Source organism: Paraburkholderia sp. HP33-1, assembly GCF_021390595.1.
In the GTDB taxonomy this organism is placed as follows: domain Bacteria; phylum Pseudomonadota; class Gammaproteobacteria; order Burkholderiales; family Burkholderiaceae; genus Paraburkholderia.
Genome location: NZ_JAJEJR010000003.1, coordinates 13,556 through 29,524 on the forward strand (window position 1 = coordinate 13,556; position 15,969 = coordinate 29,524).

15 protein-coding genes are annotated in these 15,969 nt (G+C 62.2%); 8 read left to right on the forward strand and 7 right to left on the reverse strand.

The window, feature by feature from the left end; all coding sequences use genetic code 11:
* Nucleotides 1–3 precede the first annotated feature (3 nt).
* Both L0U81_RS27100 and L0U81_RS27105 read right to left on the reverse strand, forming a co-directional pair.
* Nucleotides 4–435, reverse strand: a complete 432-nt coding sequence (locus tag L0U81_RS27100; protein ID WP_233808011.1) for a RidA family protein — start codon at nt 433–435, stop codon at nt 4–6.
* Nucleotides 435–1,787: a flavin-containing monooxygenase gene (locus L0U81_RS27105; RefSeq protein ID WP_233808012.1), complete on the reverse strand. Its 1,353-nt coding sequence runs from the start codon at nt 1,785–1,787 to the stop codon at nt 435–437. Before L0U81_RS27105 ends, L0U81_RS27100 begins: the two co-directional genes overlap by 1 nt.
* Before the next feature lie 173 nt (nt 1,788–1,960).
* Between L0U81_RS27105 and L0U81_RS27110 the strand changes: the two genes are divergently transcribed.
* The 6 genes from L0U81_RS27110 to L0U81_RS27135 all read left to right on the forward strand — a co-directional run bounded on the left by L0U81_RS27110 (nt 1,961) and on the right by L0U81_RS27135 (nt 8,626).
* Nucleotides 1,961–2,884, forward strand: coding sequence for a LysR family transcriptional regulator (locus L0U81_RS27110; protein WP_233810007.1), 924 nt, complete (start codon nt 1,961–1,963; stop codon nt 2,882–2,884).
* Nucleotides 2,885–3,003: 119 nt separating this feature from the next.
* The gene (locus tag L0U81_RS27115) at nt 3,004–4,155 is read left to right on the forward strand and encodes an SRPBCC family protein (RefSeq protein WP_233808018.1); all 1,152 of its coding nucleotides are present in this window, start codon (nt 3,004–3,006) and stop codon (nt 4,153–4,155) included.
* Nucleotides 4,156–4,199: 44 nt separating this feature from the next.
* A complete protein-coding gene (locus tag L0U81_RS27120; RefSeq protein ID WP_233808020.1) occupies nt 4,200–5,402 on the forward strand; it encodes an ABC transporter ATP-binding protein in 1,203 nt (400 codons plus the stop codon).
* A gap of 2 nt (nt 5,403–5,404) precedes the next feature.
* Nucleotides 5,405–6,460: an ABC transporter substrate-binding protein gene (locus L0U81_RS27125; RefSeq protein ID WP_233808021.1), complete on the forward strand. Its 1,056-nt coding sequence runs from the start codon at nt 5,405–5,407 to the stop codon at nt 6,458–6,460.
* Nucleotides 6,461–6,502: 42 nt separating this feature from the next.
* The gene (locus tag L0U81_RS27130; RefSeq protein ID WP_233808022.1) at nt 6,503–7,759 is read left to right on the forward strand and encodes an ABC transporter permease; all 1,257 of its coding nucleotides are present in this window, start codon (nt 6,503–6,505) and stop codon (nt 7,757–7,759) included.
* A 39-nt stretch (nt 7,760–7,798) separates the two neighbouring features.
* Nucleotides 7,799–8,626: an ABC transporter permease gene (locus L0U81_RS27135; protein ID WP_233808024.1), complete on the forward strand. Its 828-nt coding sequence runs from the start codon at nt 7,799–7,801 to the stop codon at nt 8,624–8,626.
* Between the two features lie 637 nt (nt 8,627–9,263).
* Here L0U81_RS27135 and L0U81_RS27140 read toward each other — a convergent pair.
* Entirely contained in the window at nt 9,264–9,734 is a 471-nt protein-coding gene (locus L0U81_RS27140; RefSeq protein ID WP_233808026.1) for a hypothetical protein, read from the reverse strand.
* 37 nt (nt 9,735–9,771) lie between these two features.
* Here L0U81_RS27140 and L0U81_RS27145 point away from each other — a divergent pair, with 37 nt between their 5' ends.
* Together L0U81_RS27145 and L0U81_RS27150 are read left to right on the forward strand one after the other, a co-directional pair.
* Nucleotides 9,772–10,239: a hypothetical protein gene (locus tag L0U81_RS27145; protein WP_233808028.1), complete on the forward strand. Its 468-nt coding sequence runs from the start codon at nt 9,772–9,774 to the stop codon at nt 10,237–10,239.
* 392 nt (nt 10,240–10,631) lie between these two features.
* Complete coding sequence (locus tag L0U81_RS27150) at nt 10,632–11,426, forward strand: SDR family NAD(P)-dependent oxidoreductase (protein WP_233808030.1); 795 nt, start codon at nt 10,632–10,634, stop codon at nt 11,424–11,426.
* A gap of 214 nt (nt 11,427–11,640) precedes the next feature.
* On the opposite strand, the gene L0U81_RS27155 is transcribed toward L0U81_RS27150, so the two are convergent.
* The 4 genes from L0U81_RS27155 to L0U81_RS27170 all read right to left on the reverse strand — a co-directional run bounded on the left by L0U81_RS27155 (nt 11,641) and on the right by L0U81_RS27170 (nt 15,957).
* On the reverse strand, nt 11,641–12,165 hold the full coding sequence (locus tag L0U81_RS27155) for an AAA family ATPase (protein ID WP_233808032.1): 525 nt from the start codon (nt 12,163–12,165) through the stop codon (nt 11,641–11,643).
* 176 nt (nt 12,166–12,341) lie between these two features.
* A complete protein-coding gene (locus L0U81_RS27160; protein ID WP_233808034.1) occupies nt 12,342–12,764 on the reverse strand; it encodes a hypothetical protein in 423 nt (140 codons plus the stop codon).
* A gap of 197 nt (nt 12,765–12,961) precedes the next feature.
* On the reverse strand, nt 12,962–14,413 hold the full coding sequence (gene hydA, locus L0U81_RS27165) for a dihydropyrimidinase (RefSeq protein ID WP_233808037.1): 1,452 nt from the start codon (nt 14,411–14,413) through the stop codon (nt 12,962–12,964).
* A 32-nt stretch (nt 14,414–14,445) separates the two neighbouring features.
* Entirely contained in the window at nt 14,446–15,957 is a 1,512-nt protein-coding gene (locus L0U81_RS27170) for an NCS1 family nucleobase:cation symporter-1 (protein ID WP_233808039.1), read from the reverse strand.
* Nucleotides 15,958–15,969 lie beyond the last annotated feature (12 nt).

Sequence of the window (15,969 nt, forward strand, 5' to 3'; positions counted from 1 at the left end):
TCCTTAAGCCTGAGACGGCGTCCAGTTGTCCGGAATGACCGCGATCACGTCGATCTCCATCAACCATTGCGGCTGGCCGAGCGCGCTGACGCACAAACCGGTCGAAATCGGGAATATGCCCTTGAGCCACTTGCCGACTTCCTGATACACAGGCTCGCGATAGCGTGGGTCGATGATGTAGGTTGTCGTCTTGACGATGTGCGACAGATCGCTGCCCGCTTCTTCGAGCAACTGCTTGACGTTCTTCATCGCCTGTTCGGCCTGGGCACGCGGGTCGCCGAGACCCACGAGATTGCCTTCGAAGTCCGTGCCGACCTGGCCGCGCACATAGACCGTGTTGCCGGCGCGTACCGCCTGGCAAAGATCGTTATCGAGCGACTGGTTCGGATACGTGTCCTTCGTGTTGAACATCCGGATGCGAGTATGGGTCGGCATCAGATCACTCCTTGTTCGTTGGCTTTCAGAACATTCGAAACGTCGGGCGCGTCAGGCGTGTCGCGAACCTGCGCGCGCTGCGCATCGTCCTTGCGTTGCGCCGCGTCGCGATAGTCCAGATATTTGCGTTGCGTGACGATGTGATCGGCGATGTGCTTCGCGTCGTGCCACACTCCCCAGATGAACGACGACCCACGGCGCGACAACCACGGCAAGCCAAGAAAATAGAGGCCCGGTTCTTTGGAGACGCCGCGCTGATGCTTCGGCTTGCCTTGCTCGTCGAACACATCGACGTGCAGCCAGCTAAAGTCGAGCGCATAGCCGGTCGCCCAGATAATGGTGTTGACGTTCGCCTTCGCGAGATCGAGTTCGCGCAACGGATGAGTCACGCATTCGGGATCAGGCGGAATATCGCGCGCTGTCGGCTCGGCGGGCAGGTCGATTCCGTTTCGTGCCACGTAGGCATCGGCGGCATCGAGCAGCGACATCAGATTCTCGTCGCCGCGCTTCAGGTTCGCAGCAAGGTCCTGTTCGAATCTCACCACGCCGTTCTCGAACGACTTCGTCACGCCGACGAGCGTCATGCCCTCGTACGCGAGGCGGCGAAAATCGATGGTCTTGCCGCCATATGCGCCGCTCACCGCGATCGTCACATGTTCGCGCCCGGGGGTGGCGACTTCCTTGTCCCATTCGCCGAGCACGCCGAGCCACCAGCAGAAGTCGCGATTGCGATAGCTGCGCGGCGGACGATCATGCGCGCCGACCGACAGATACACGGTGCGACCCGCGCGCCGCAATTCGTCGGCGATCTGCGTGCCCGACGAGCCCGCCCCCACCACCAGCACGGCGCCGTCGGGCAACTGCGCGGGATTGCGGTAGTCCACCGAATGGAGTTGCGTGATGGACGCATCGCGCGGCGCGATGGGTGGAATCACCGGGCGCTGGAACGGGCCGGTCGCCACCACCACGCGGTTCGCCGTGAACGTGCCGTCGGAGGTCTCGACGCTGAAACCCGGCCGCCCCTCGCGGCGCGCGACACCTGTCACTTCCACGCCGGTGCGGATCGGCGCGTTGAACTGCTGCGCGTAGGCGACGAAGTAGTCCGCCACCTGCTCCTTGCCCGGAAATCCGTCTGGATCGCCTGCAAATTCCCGATTGGGAAAGCGGTCGTGCCATGCCGGTCCGTTGGCGACCAGCGAATCCCAGCGCGCGGTGCGCCAGCGTTCGGCGATGCGGCCGCGCTCCAGCACGAGATGCTGCACGCCCAGCTTGCTGAGGTGTTCGCTCATCGCCACGCCGGCCTGCCCCGCGCCTATGACCAGCGTGTCGATCGACATTGTTTCAGCCATCATGGCCGTCTCCTTTCAAAGCAGCACGAGGTTCATTACGGTTAGGTCCGGACAGAATGTACGCTCGGCGCTCGGCAATCAAAAATACATTCAAAAAATGCTATGCATTGCTTTTACCTATGCAAAGATTTTTTTCGGGCGGAGAATTCGTGTCGTTCGGACGTGAGGAGAGGCAGATGGAAGGCCATCCGGTGCGGTATTCGTTGCGTCAGCTGCGATACTTCGTGGTCACTGCGGAAACGCTGTCATTCACCGCTGCGGCGAAACGCTTGCACATCTCGCAGCCGTCCATTTCCACCGCCCTTGCGGATCTGGAAGAGTCGTTCGGAGTCCAGCTTTTCATTCGCCATCATGCGAGCGGACTGTCGCTGACGCAACCGGGGCGGGACCTGCTGGGCCACGCTCGCAATCTGCTTAAGAACGCTGAGGAGTTGCAACTGACCGCGAAAGAGCTCGACGGCGGCATGTCCGGTTCGATTTCGCTCGGCTGCATGGTGTCGCTCGCGCCACCGTTGATGCCGGCAATCATCAGCCGCTTCGTCAAGGATCACACGTCGATCACGTTCCGCACCACTGAGGCGCATCAGGACACGCTGTTAAGCGGCCTCGCCGATGGCTCGCTCGATATTGCGCTGACGTATAGCCTCGACATCACGGACGGCATCACGTTCAAGCCACTGCTTTCGCTGCCTCCGTACGCTATTCTTCCGAGTACGCACCGCCTTGCGCGTGCGCGCCGGATCTCGCTGGCGGACCTGCTTCCCGAGCCTTATGTGATGCTGGATCTGCCCCATAGCCGCGAGTACTTCTCGGCGCTATTCGATGCGGTCGGCGGCCGTCCGGTGGCGGCATTCCGGTCGTCCCAACCGGAGGTGGTGCGCGGCATGGTGGCCAACGGTCTTGGCTACAGCATCCTCAACTTTCCGCTCAAGTCGAGCCGCACGGTCGACGGCGAAGACTTCGTGATTAAGCGTTTCAAGGAGAACGTCAATGCGACCACGCTCGGCATCGCGATGTCCAGTTCGATGAAGCCGCGCGAAATCGTGAAGCGGTTCTCGGCCTTTTGCGAGACCTTTATCCGGCGCTTGCACATCGAATAGCCAGCAGCGGGTCTGCATTGCTTATGTCTATGCAATGCATCAAAAAACAGTATTTTGACTAGAAATTTGGATTGTTAGATTGATACTCATCGCAATGCAGACGCTGACGCGGAGGCCACATGGCAGCGCTTTCGTTTTCGACAGAAACCGGCCCCGACCTGGTCCGGGCGCTACGCGCCAACTGCGAGCGCCCGTTCGGAGACGCGCGCGCCATGCCGCCTGGGGTCTATACGTCGGAGGCGTTTCTCGCGCTTGAACAGCGTGACGTGTTCAGCAACGAATGGCTATGCGTGGGGCGCGCGAGCGCGCTTCCGCAAACGGGCGACTACCTGAGCGCGCAGATCGGCGACCAGCCCGTCGTGGTGCTGCGTGAGGCCGGCGGCAACTTGCGCGCGTTCTCCAACGTTTGCCTGCACCGCATGTCGGTGCTACTCGAGGGACGCGGCAACGTGCGCCGTATCGTTTGCCCGTATCACGCGTGGAACTACGCGCTTGACGGCACGCTCGCCGGTGCACCGCTGATGGAACGTCAGCCCGGCTTTTGCAAGGACAACTACGCACTGCCGGCGGTGCGCTGCGAGACGTGGCAAGGCTGGATCTACGTGACGCTCAACGACGACGCGCCATCGGTATCGACACGGCTTGCCGAACTCACGTCGCTGATCGAGCCATACGGGATGACCGGCTATGTCGAGACATTCCATGAAGAACATCTGTGGGATACCAACTGGAAGATCCTCGCGGAAAATTTCATGGAGAGCTATCACCTGCCGATGCTGCATCGCGCCACGGTAGGGCCGCATTCGAAGCTCGAGGAAATGGAGTGTCCGCCGGGGCGGCCCGCGTTCAACTATCACTGGATCACCAAGGAAGCGACGCTGCCGATCGGCAACGCGCATCCAGCCAACACACGGCTCGAGGGACACTGGCGCCGTACCACCGCGCTGCTGGCAATCTACCCGACGCATCTCGTCACGCTCACACCAGGCTACTTCTGGTATCTGATCCTGCAGCCGCAGGGCGTCGGCCGTGTGCATATCCGCTTCGGCGGCGGCCTCGCGCCGGAGTTCATCGACGACCCCAAGGCCGCCGAGTACATGGGCACGCTCAAGGCGCTGCTCGACGAAGTGAACGCCGAAGACCGGCGCGGCGTCGAGGCGGTGTTTCGGGGCGTGCACGCACCGCTCGCGAAACCCGGTCATCTGAGCCCCCTCGAGCGGCCCAATTACGATTTCGCGCGCTATCTCGCGCAACGCATCGGCACGGCATGACGCCGCTGCCGCGCACGAATAGCCGACCCATCGCCGACACTCCTATGCCTGATCAATCGTTCATCTCTTTCTCGGGCGTCAGCAAGTCATACGACGGCACGCACAGCGTGGTCGAAGGGCTCGACCTCGAGGTCGCCCGCGGCGAGTTCGTTTCGCTGCTCGGGCCGTCCGGCTCCGGCAAGACCACCACGCTGATGATGCTCGCCGGCTTCGAATCGCCCACCCGCGGCGAAATCCGGCTCGCGGGCAAACGCCTCGACGACAAGCCGCCGCATCGGCGCGACATCGGCATGGTGTTTCAGAACTACGCGCTGTTTCCGCACATGACGATCGCGGAGAACGTGGCGTTTCCGCTCTCGGTGCGCAGGGTGAGCCGCAGCGAACAGAAGGCGCGCACGCTGCGCGCGCTAGAGATGGTGGAACTCGCGCATCTCGCGGGTCGCCGGCCAGCGCAACTGTCAGGTGGCCAGCAGCAGCGGGTTGCGCTGGCTCGCGCGCTGGTGTTCGAACCGAGCGTGGTACTGATGGACGAGCCGCTCGGCGCGCTCGACAAACGTCTGCGCGAGACGATGCAATACGAAATCATGCGTCTTCACCGCGATCTGTCGCTGACGATCGTCTACGTCACGCACGACCAGAACGAAGCGCTGACGATGTCGGACCGCGTCGCGGTGTTTTCCGATGGCCGCATCCAGCAAGCCGCCACGCCGACCGAACTCTACGAAAACGCGGCGAATGCTTTCGTCGCGAACTTCGTCGGCGAGAACAACGGCCTCATGGGCCGCGTCACGCCGAACGACGCCGACTGGGCCGCGCTGCAGCTTGCCGACGGCAGCATCGTCCACGGCCGCGCGGGCAGCGGTCTTGGCAACGGCGATACCGCAATGCTCGCGCTGCGCCCCGAACGCGCGCACATCGCCGCGACGCCGGAAAGCGTCGCGCAGGCCGCCCAACAGAACATGAATGTCGTACACGGGCTCGTGCAGGAACTCGTCTACTGCGGCGACCATCACCGCGTCCATCTGAAGCTCGGGCATGGTGAAACCGTGGTGGTCAAGGTACCGAATACGCAGCATCAGGACCTGCCCGTACTGGGCCATCAGACCGCCGTCGTGTGGCGGCGCGACGACTGCAAGGTTCTGCCGGCCACCGCCGCCGCGCGCGACGCCGCGTCGCCCGATGACGCCAGCCATTCCGCTTCCTCGTCTTCTTCGTCCGCTTCGCCACTCATCGCAGGAGTCAACTAGACATGAAAAGCAACCGTTCTGTGTTCCGGATCGCCGTCGCTGCTGGCACGCTCAGCGTCCTCGCTGCGGCCACGGCTCACGCGGCCGATACGATTTCAGTCGTCACCTTCGGCGGCGCCTATGAAAACGCCGCGAAACAGGCCTGGTTCGAGCCGTTCACCGCCAAGACGGGCACTCAGTTCGCCACCGAGTCGTATGACGGCGGCCTCGCCAAGCTCCAGGCGATGGAACAGGCGAAGAATCCGACGTGGGACCTGATCGACCTCGAAACCAACGACGCCATCACCGCCTGCGATGAAGGCCTGCTCATGAAGTTCGACAGGAAGTCGCTCGGCAACACCAGCGACTTCCTGCCCGGCTCGATCAGCGATTGCGCGGTCGCCGCGATGGTGTGGTCCACCGTCTACGCGTACGACACGACGAAGCTCAAGACCGCGCCGACCTCGATCAACGACTTCTTCGACCTGAAGAAATATCCGGGCAAGCGCGGCATGCGCAAGTCGCCGAAGGTGGCCATGGAGTGGGCGCTGATCGCCGACGGCGTCGCGCCGAAGGATGTCTACAAGGAACTCGCCACGCCAGCCGGAATCGATCGCGCGTTTAAAAAGCTCGATACGATCAAGCCGAGCATCGTCTGGTGGGAAGCGGGCGCGCAGGCGCCGCAGTTGCTCGCCGACGGCGCCGTCGTGATGACGCAGGCCTACAACGGCCGGATCGACGACGCGGTGCACAAGGACAAGAAGCCGTTCAAGGTGGTCTGGGACGCACAGGTGTACGACTACGAGTGGTGGGGCGTCGTGAACGGCGCGAAGCACGCTGACGCCGCGACGAAGTTCATCGTGTCCGCATCAACGCCGCAGGCCTATGCCGATCTGACGAAATACATCGCGTATGCGCCGCCGCGCAAGAACGCCATTGCGCTGATCGACAAGGCACGACTGAACGACCTGCCGACCGCGCCGGCCAACTTCAAGCGCCCGGTGCAGATCGATGCACAATTCTGGGCCGACAATTCGGATGCGATCAACAAGCGCTTCCAGAACTGGCTGGCGCAATAAGTCGAACGTCGATCCACGAGTCACGAGGAGCCCCGCGCACCGATGAACACGCCGCTTCCGTCCACTGCCCCATTCGGCCGCGGCACGCCCGCCGCGGACCGCGCCGCGTTCCAGGCCGTGCGCCGCAAGGCGGCGCTGCGTGCGCTGCTGCTCGCGGTACCACTCCTCGTGTTCCTGCTTGCTACGTTCGTTGGACCGATCGCCAGTCTGCTCGCGCGCAGCGTGCAAAATCCTGAAGTTCGCCACGGCATGCCGCAGCTCACCGCGGCGCTTGACGCGTGGAACGGCACGGGCGTACCGGACGAACCCGTGTTTGCCGCGCTCGCGCACGATCTGAAGGACGCTGCCGCGTCCGGCAATCTCGGCAATATCGCGCACCGCATGAACTTCTATCAGCCGGAGTTTCGCAGCCTGCTGTTCAAAACCGCGCGCGCGACCCGCTCGCAAACGCCTGCGCAATGGAAGCCTGTGCTGATCGGTCTCGACGCGCGGTGGAACGACCCGGAGCCGTGGCGGCTGCTGAAACGGGCGTCCATCTCGCCGACGCCCGATTACCTGCTGAACGCCGTCGACACAACAGTCGCGCCGGACGGCTCGGTCGCACCAGTGCCCGCCGATAGTGCCGTCTATCGCGCGGCGTTCCTGCGCACGGTGGCGATCGGCGCGACGGTGACGGTGCTGTGCCTGCTGTTCGGCTATCCGGTGGCCTATCTGCTGGCGACGTTGCCGGACCGGCAAAGCAACCGTCTGATGCTGTTCGTGATCGTGCCGTTCTGGACCTCGCTGCTCGTGCGCACTACCGCGTGGTACGTGCTGCTGCAGCCGGGCGGCGTGATCAACAGCTTGCTGATGAGTCTTGGTCTCGTCAGTCATCCGGTGCCGCTCATCTTCAATCGGACCGGCGTGCTGATCGGCATGACGCACATCCTGTTGCCGTACATGATCCTTGCGATCTACTCGGTGATGAAAAGCGTGTCGCCGTCGTATATGCGCGCGGCGCAGTCGCTCGGTGCCCATCCGGCAGTCGCATTCGTACGCGTCTATATTCCGCAGACGCTGCCAGGCGTCGGAGCGGGCTGTTTTCTGGTGTTCGTGCTTGCCCTCGGCTACTACATCACGCCGGCGCTGCTCGGCGGTGCCGGCGACGAAATGATCAGCCAGCTGATCGCCTCGCAGACCAACGAGCGCTTGAACTGGGGACTCGCGGGCGCGCTGTCGCTCTATCTCGTGGCGTTTACCGCGGTGTTCTATTTCATCTTCAACCGGCTGGTCGGCATCGACCGCCTGCGCTTCGGTTGAGTGAACCGTCGCACATTCGTGATCAGGAGGCGCATCCACATGAAAGACGGGCGCACCCGGCTTCTTTCCGAACGCATCGCAGGCGCGGGATTGCGCGTGCATTGCGCGATCGTTTTCTTCTTCCTCGTCGCGCCGATTCTTGCAATCGTGCCGCTGTCGTTCAATTCCGGTTCGTTCTTTTCGTATCCGATGCAGGGTTTCTCGCTGCGCTGGTATGCGCAGGCGCTCGGCTCGCCGGACTGGCAACGCGCATTCACGAACAGTATCGGCATCGGTGCGGCGGCTACGCTGATCGCGACCGTCCTCGGCACGCTGGCGGCACTCGGCTTGAGCCGCGCGCAGTTTCCGTTCCGCTCGATCGTGATGCCGATCATCGTGTCGCCGATGATCGTGCCGATCGTGGTGGTCGCCGCAGGCTTCTATCTGGTGTTCGCGCCGCTCGGACTCGTCAATTCGTATCTCGGCGTGGTGTTAGCGCACGCGGCGCTCGGCACGCCATTCGTGGTGATCACGGTCACCGCGTCGCTGTTGTCGTTCGATCAATCGCTGTTACGCGCGGCGTCGGGACTTGGCGCGCCGCCGTGGATCGCGTTCCGGCGCGTGACGCTTCCGCTGATCACGCCCGCCGTCGCAACGGGCAGCGTATTCGCGTTCGCCACGTCGTTCGATGAAGTGATCGTGATTCTTTTCATTGGCGGCCCGGAGCAGCGCACGGTGCCGCGTCAGATGTGGAGCGGCATTCGCGATTCGATCAACCCTTCGATTCTCGCGGTTGCGACGCTGCTGATGATTTTCGCTATCGCCCTGTTCGCCTGCCTGAGCTGGCTTCGCAAGCGCGCCGGGGCGGCTAGCCGGGCATTTGCGTGAGTGGTGGGTAACGGCAAACACCACCATGACTGAGCGTAAGTGACGCCACACGCGTTTCCGATAAACGCCTGTCGCACAAGGCTTCAGGCGAGGTGCCTGACGATCCCGGCAGTTATCACAGCCGAAACGCAATGCCGGGAAGTCCAGTTACCGGCATTGGCACGCAGCAAAGAATTTTTCGCGTACGCGAATATTCACGCTACCAGTCCCAGCGGGGCTGGTAAGTCCAAGCATGCGAAGCGTGCAGCGAATGTCGTTGATAACCTTGCACCCCGCAAGGAATGGCCGCGCGTGGTAGTCGGCTACGTGTGCGCAATGGTCTTACACGTACGAGGTGACGCGCTTCAGCTCGCCGTTCCAGCGCAACAGGTCGCCCCTGTACGTGTCGGGTGCCACAGAAAGTGAAAACCGTGCCAGGTAAGTGAAAAACTGCTGACATAGTTGGTGAAAAGTTTCCGGCGGGCGGCGTTCAATCGGAGCGTGCGCGGGCCGTGGCTGTCTCAGTTCGACCCACAGCGATCTCTCGAGTCGCCGGAAAACGGTCGCTCGCTTTGCCGGGTGTCTGTTGCAGCCCACCCGTCACACAGATCAAGACTCGACACTGCGAAAAAAACCGAGCGCACAGCACCATCGAAGCTCATTTGAACGGAGCCTTTTCCGGTTCGGCTGCATACTTGTCCCGGATCGCGTTCACGCAGTTGGTGAACCGCGTGCGGAAACCGACGGGATCGGTGCTCGGCGGTGTGAGTCCGTCCGAAGTAACGTTCCAGCCGTTGGGTGTACGGGTGACATCAAGATCGAAGGAGATGCCCGGCGCGTCCTCGAAAATCACCGTCTCGCGCACAACGCGGCCCCCGGAGCGGATGATCGCCTGGCATCCCTGGTGAAGCCCGCCAGCGGTATGAGCGTTGCCGCGGCCCGGGGCGATGCTGTCCGGGGCGGCGCCGTACATCCGTAGTGATTCGAATTGGGGCGGTGTCCCGGCGGTAACGAATGCAACGTCGGCCTCTGATATCCCGTCGCTACAGCCGGTTACCAGCCAGGAAATCGCAACCAACATGATGCCGGTGAAAGCGTGTCGGAGACTCGAGGTGTCGTGGCGTAGCATGGTTGGTCCAGGAATTCGCGGTACGTGGTGGTAAGCGGTGGGCGATCACGCCGATCGCCATCGCGACAAGGGCGCGCGAGAAAGAGATCTTGAACGCGGTCGGAAGATCGAAAACGTCGAATGCTTAAATCAGGCGTTCAGGCATGCCACGATACCGGCACACGCTGCGCTCAAGGCGAACGCCAGCGGCCATAATTTGAATCGCAGGGTCATGAGTTTCGGCTTCAATGAAAAAACGCTCGACTTTCATATCGGCAAACAGTGGAAATTCTTGAGTAATCCGCTCGCTTCACGAGACCGCCCCCCCGGTGGGTGGGTTGTCGACGATTCCGGCGACGCAGTCGAATTACTCTTTGTGGCCGTACACGGTCTGATGCTGAACCGGCGACAGCGGCTGTCGTCGACCCGACTGCATTCGGCAGCAGTCGACCCACTGCGGACGGCCACATTTCTCCAAAGCGGTCGTTCAAACGCCGCCACTGTTTGCCAAGGGACGACCTCATGACAACGCCGAGGTGCACTCACTGGACACCGTGCAAGAGCGCAAGACGCGACGCGGTCTCTTGAATAGCCAGACATTTTCTTATTGCGGGAGAGCCTACAAAGGTCGCTTCGGGTTGAAAATGCATCCTTCGCGGGCTGCCGGCCGGCCCCGAGGCGCAGCGGGTCGTCCATCAGCTTGATCACTGGCCCCCATGTCGCTTGCTCGGCGGCGTTGTATTGGAAACGCACGACGACGAGCACGTCTTTGCGGATCGCCACCTTCTCGTAGACAATGCGTCATTTGGGCGTCAGACGGGAGGGCGCCACGAAGCCGGACCTGCTTAGCTCACAAGAAAACTTCCATGGCGCACAGTCGGTTTCGTCGTCGCAGCGATTAATCAATACGGGATGTGAATGGCAACTTCTAGCGAAAAATCTTCGGGACAAGCACGTTACGCGAGCTATCCCAGTCTAGTAGACCGGGTCGTGCTCATTACGGGCGGCGCGAGTGGCATTGGCGCTTCGTTCGTCGAGCACTTCGTTGCGCAAGGCGCACGTGTGGGCTTTCTCGACATCGACACGAACGCGGGAACAGCTCTTGCCAAATCGCTCGGTAAAGCGCGCCATAAACCGCTCTTCGTCGCCTGCGACGTCACCGACATTCCCGCGTTGCACGCGGCCATCGCCGAAGTGCGGGCAGCATTCGGACCGATCGAGGTGCTCGTGAACAACGCGGCGAACGATCGCCGCCACGCGCTCGCCGACGTTACGCCCGAGTCGTTCGATGCAGGCGTTGCAGTTAACGTGCGGCATCAGTTGTTCGCAGCGCAGGCCGTGGTCGAGGATATGAAGGCCGCACGCGCGGGCTCGATTATTAATCTCGGCTCGCATTGCTGGATGCTCAAGAGCAGCCAGTTCCCGGTTTACGCAATGAGCAAGGCGGCAGTGCAGGGCCTGACGCGCGGGTTCGCCAAGGACCTCGGCGCGTATGGGATCCGTGTGAACACGCTCGTGCCGGGCTGGGTGTTGACTGAGAAGCAGCGCGACCTGTGGCTCACCGACGAAGGCCGCGAAGAGATACGACGCGGCCAGTGCATCGACGAGGAAATGGAGCCCGGCGATCTCGCGCGCATGGCGCTCTTCCTCGCGGCCGACGACAGCCGCATGATCACGTCGGAGGATGTCATGGTGACGGGTGGCTGGTCGTAATAAGGCCGATTCTCGCCCGGCGGTTTCGCCCATTGACGAGCGGTAGTGGCATGGCAACTTCCGAGGAAAGGTTGGCCGATGGTGGAAGCGCGTTCGCGACCTCGCTCAACCAAGCGAGGTCTCGAAGGTTGTCGACGATTTCACCCGGATCGTCGACTGACCGCTGATGGCCGAACGTCGCCTCATGCAATCAGCATATTCGGCGTGCTTTGCGCTAAACGATTCGATTCCCAGGAGGGGCCAACGGCAGTCGTTGCATGATTCCTTCGACGGCCTGCTCAACCGAAAACTTTGCGGTGTCGACGACGAGGTGCGTCGATTCCCATGGGTCGTATTGACGTTTAAGCACGCTCTGCCATGTCGGCAACTGAAAATCGGGGATATCGGCCTTTCGCCCCTCGACCCTATGCCGGTGCATTGCAGCATCCGAACAAACCAACTCGATCTCGAAAATCTGCACACCTGCCTCGAACGCCACATTTCTCCAGGCGCTACGCGTAATTTGCAACGAATTGACCGAGTCCGCGACGACAGTCGACCCAAGCCGTAAGTTATCGCCGGCAACCGCATATGCGGCCAGATAGCCGGCAGCCCCGATATCCGATTGGCCGCTTTTGCACGCCTTGATTGCCTGTTCCAATGTATCTATGCGCAGATAAACGGCCGCGAGCCTGCGTGCGAGTGTTTGCGCTACTGTTGTCTTCCCGGTGCCTGGTAGTCCGCCGAAGGCGATCAACACTTTCGATGCTCCCTGATCAGTAGACGCAGACAGATTGTTATCGATCTACGTCACGAGGTCGACTGTCTCCTCCTGGCCGCATATTGCCGCATGCCGCCTGCATAGGTTTGCAATCTGCCCGGTCGATTTAGACCTGCTGCCCTCCGTTGGAATTTCCATCATTTGTGGCGCAACCATCAGGAATTTTCACATTCCACGGCACAGGCCAGGACATGCGTGCCACCGTTAGTGAAAAAGCCTTTCGGAATCAGCGTCGCGGATTTCACTTGCCGCGTCACTCGACAGTACGCTTTGCCGGCTCCGGCGCTCACGCTATTCGGCCCGGTGGCGCGATGCGTGGACGGATTTGAGCCCGGTTCATACACGGCCCAACTGGGTGTTTTGCGGCCCTTCATGGTCCCCGGCCCGTCCTCCACAACCTCGGCGCACAACTGGCGAAGCGTCACCGAACGCGAAGAGGGAACCGCGATCACCTGGCAGAAGTCGACATTGGTCTGCTCGCAGCCCCAGATCAAGCAAAGAATGTCGCCAAGCTTGAAAGTGTGTGCCGCCGTGCGGCGCTCATGTGCTGCGCGCTCGCGGTCGTCGTACTGACGCACGACGCCGGCGAGGAACCTTTCCCGTGCCGCTTCGCCACACTGGAAAGTCGCATGTGTAACGGGCTTGCTCTTGCTGCCGTGATAGACCAGCAGAGCGGCCAGGTTCTTGACTGACTATGCACGCGTTCGCGCCGCGAGGGCGAACCTCCGCGACGCGAAACGATCGGCCAACAGTCGCAGACAAGAACCGCAGTACGTCAACGTTCGACGGGGTGCGGCTCCTTCAATTTATTCGCGACACGCACCGCGTCGTAGTAGGCAGCATTCGGCGGCCGCTTCAGGTACTGTCCCGCGCCACGCTGCGCGCGCAGATCGCCGTCCGCCCACGCATGCGCGCCACGCGTGAACGTGTGCATCGCGACGCCCTGCACCGTCATCCCTTCAAAGACGTTGAAGTCGACCTTCTGATGATGCGTCTTCACCGAGATCGTCTTCGTCGCAGCAGGGTCCCAGATGACGAGATCCGCGTCGGCGCCCACCTGCACGGCCCCTTTGCGCGGATACAGATTGAAAATCTGCGCGGCATTCGCCGACGTGATGCGCACGAACTCGTTCGGCGTGATGCGTCCGCGATTGACGCCCTCGTGCCATAGCACGGACATCCGGTCTTCGACGCCGCCGCAACCGTTCGGAATCTTCGTGAAGTCCTCGCGTCCCATCGCCTTCTGCGACGCGCAGAACACGCAGTGGTCGGTGGCCGTCGTATGCAACTGGCCCGATTGCAGGCCGCGCCACAGCGCCTCGCGATGCTCGTGTGTGCGAAACGGCGGGCTCATCACATGCGCGGCCGCCCGCGTCCAGTCAGGGTCGCGATAAACGGATTCATCGATCACCAGATGCCCCGGCAGCACTTCGCCGAACACCCGCTGCCCTTCGTTGCGCGCGCGCGATATCGCTTCGACGGCCTCTTTCGCCGAGACGTGCACGATGTACACAGGCACGCCAAGCACCTGGGCGATCCGGATCGCGCGATTGGCTGCTTCACCTTCCACTTCGGGCGGACGCGACAGCGGATGCGCCTCCGGTCCCCTGAAGCCTTTTGCCAATAGCTGCTTTTGCAACTGGAACACGAGCTCGCCATTCTCCGCATGCACGGTCGGCAGCGCGCCGAGTTCGAGCGAACGCGAGAAGCTGTTCACGAGCACTTCGTCATCGGCCATTATCGCGTTCTTGTAGGCCATGAAGTGCTTGAAGCTCGACACGCCATGCTCGTGCACGAGCGTGCCCATGTCGCGATAGACCGAGTCGTCCCACCACGTCACGGCCACATGAAAGCCGTAATCCGCCGAGGCCTTTTCCGCCCAGCCACGCCATTCCCTGAACGCATCCATCAGCGGTTGCTTCGGGCTCGGAATCACGAAGTCGATGATGCTCGTCGTGCCGCCGGACAGGCCTGCGGCCGTGCCCGTATAGAAGTCGTCGCTGGCCGTGGTGCCCATAAACGGCAGTTCCATGTGCGTGTGCGGATCGATACCGCCGGGCATCACGTACTGGTCGTGCGCATCGACGACTTTCGCGCCCTCGGGCGGATCGATCGTGCGATCGATCTGCAGGATCGTGCCGCCGTCTTGCGGGTCCGCGATCAGCACGTCGGCTCGGTGCGTGCGGTCGGAATCGATCACTGTGCCGCCGCGAATCAGGGTTGTCATCTGTTGCCTCCTCCTTCGTCAGATCACGCAATTCACGCGTTCGCCATGCTCGCGCCCGCACTGCGGCGCAGCTTCATCCATGTGCCGTACACGATCGATGCGAGCACCAGTCCCACGAACCATGCATACGTATAGAGCGTATTGAGGAACGCGGGCACGTTCGGGAACGATGCGGGGAACGCCGTGTGCAGAAAGCCCGGCAGATTGGGCAGCACGCCGATCGCGAGCGCGACGACGGCGGCCATGTTCCAGCCGCCCGTATAGCTGTATTCGCCGTTTTCGTCGAACAGTTCGCGCTGGTTGAGCCGCGTGCCGCGAATGAAGAAGTAGTCGACCATCATGATGCCCGCGACAGGTCCAAGCAGCGCCGAATAACCGACGAGCCAAACGAAGATGTAGCCCTGTGTCGTCGCGAGAATCTTCCACGGCATCATCACGATCGCGAGGCTCGCCGTCATGAGGCCGCCGGTACGATACGAAACGCGCTTCGGCCACAGGCTCGAAAAGTCGTAGGCAGGGCCGACGAGATTCGCGGCGAGATTGCAGCCCATCGTGTCGAGCGTGAGGATGATGAGCGCGACGCCGACACCGATGCCCGTCATGCGGCTCGTCAGATCGATCGGGTCCCAGATCGCATTGCCGTAGATCACGACGGTGGCCGACGTCACGACGACCGAAATCATCGACAGCAGCGCCATCGGCACGGGCAAGCCGATCGCCTGGCCGACGACCTGATCGCGCTGCGTCTTCGCAAAGCGCGTGAAATCCGGAATGTTGAGCGCGAGCGTCGCCCAGAAGCCGACCATCGCGGTCAGGCTCGGCCAGAATGTCACCCAGAAAAGCCCTTCTTTCTTGCCGCCCGCCGCAAACTGCGACGGCCCTGACAGCATCGAGCCGACGCCGCCCGCTTTCGACGTCGCCCACCACACCAGCGCAATGCACATCACGACCTTGATCGGCGCGGACCAGCTTTCGAGCCAGCGGATCGAATCGGTGCCATTCACGATGAAGTAGATCTGCAACGCCCAGAACGCGAGAAAGCACGCGAGCTGGCCGATCGAGATATCGAGGAACGGCAGCGCCGCGCCATGCAGCGCATTACCGGTCAGGATGTTGAGCAGCGTAAAGATCGCACTACCGCCAAGCCACGTCTGGATGCCATACCAGCCGCACGCGACGATCGCACGCAGCAGCGCGGGCAGCTTCGCGCCCTGCGTGCCGAACGACGAGCGCACGAGCACCGCGTACGGAATGCCGTGCTTTGCGCCCGCGTGTCCGATCAGAAGCATCGGCACCAGCACGATCAGATTGCCGAGCAACACCGTCAACACCGCCTGCCACGGCGACATGCCCTGCTCCGTCAAGCCGGCCGCGAGCATGTACGACGCGATGTTCATCACCATGCCGACCCACAGCGCCGCGAAGTGATACCACTTCCATGTGCGCTGCGCCGGGCCGGTCGGCGCGAGGTCGTCGTTATAGAGACTGCTGCCGTGCGCGACGGTCGCATGCGACGCGTCGGCGGATTGCGCTGTCTGCTTCATCGATGGATCTCC

Bases quoted from the DNA above. Each gene is read 5' to 3' on its own strand.
- L0U81_RS27135 (WP_233808024.1), top strand. From the start codon at position 7,799: ATGAAAGACGGGCGCACCCGGCTTCTTTCCGAACGCATCGCAGGCGCG.
- L0U81_RS27125 (WP_233808021.1), top strand. From the start codon at position 5,405: ATGAAAAGCAACCGTTCTGTGTTCCGGATCGCCGTCGCTGCTGGCACG.
- L0U81_RS27130 (WP_233808022.1), top strand. From the start codon at position 6,503: ATGAACACGCCGCTTCCGTCCACTGCCCCATTCGGCCGCGGCACGCCC.
- L0U81_RS27115 (WP_233808018.1), top strand. From the start codon at position 3,004: ATGGCAGCGCTTTCGTTTTCGACAGAAACCGGCCCCGACCTGGTCCGG.
- L0U81_RS27110 (WP_233810007.1), top strand. From the start codon at position 1,961: ATGGAAGGCCATCCGGTGCGGTATTCGTTGCGTCAGCTGCGATACTTC.
- L0U81_RS27170 (WP_233808039.1), bottom strand. From the start codon at position 15,957: ATGAAGCAGACAGCGCAATCCGCCGACGCGTCGCATGCGACCGTCGCG.
- L0U81_RS27140 (WP_233808026.1), bottom strand. From the start codon at position 9,734: ATGCTACGCCACGACACCTCGAGTCTCCGACACGCTTTCACCGGCATC.
- L0U81_RS27100 (WP_233808011.1), bottom strand. From the start codon at position 435: ATGCCGACCCATACTCGCATCCGGATGTTCAACACGAAGGACACGTAT.
- L0U81_RS27150 (WP_233808030.1), top strand. From the start codon at position 10,632: ATGGCAACTTCTAGCGAAAAATCTTCGGGACAAGCACGTTACGCGAGC.
- L0U81_RS27120 (WP_233808020.1), top strand. From the start codon at position 4,200: ATGCCTGATCAATCGTTCATCTCTTTCTCGGGCGTCAGCAAGTCATAC.
- L0U81_RS27105 (WP_233808012.1), bottom strand. From the start codon at position 1,787: ATGATGGCTGAAACAATGTCGATCGACACGCTGGTCATAGGCGCGGGG.
- hydA (WP_233808037.1), bottom strand. From the start codon at position 14,413: ATGACAACCCTGATTCGCGGCGGCACAGTGATCGATTCCGACCGCACG.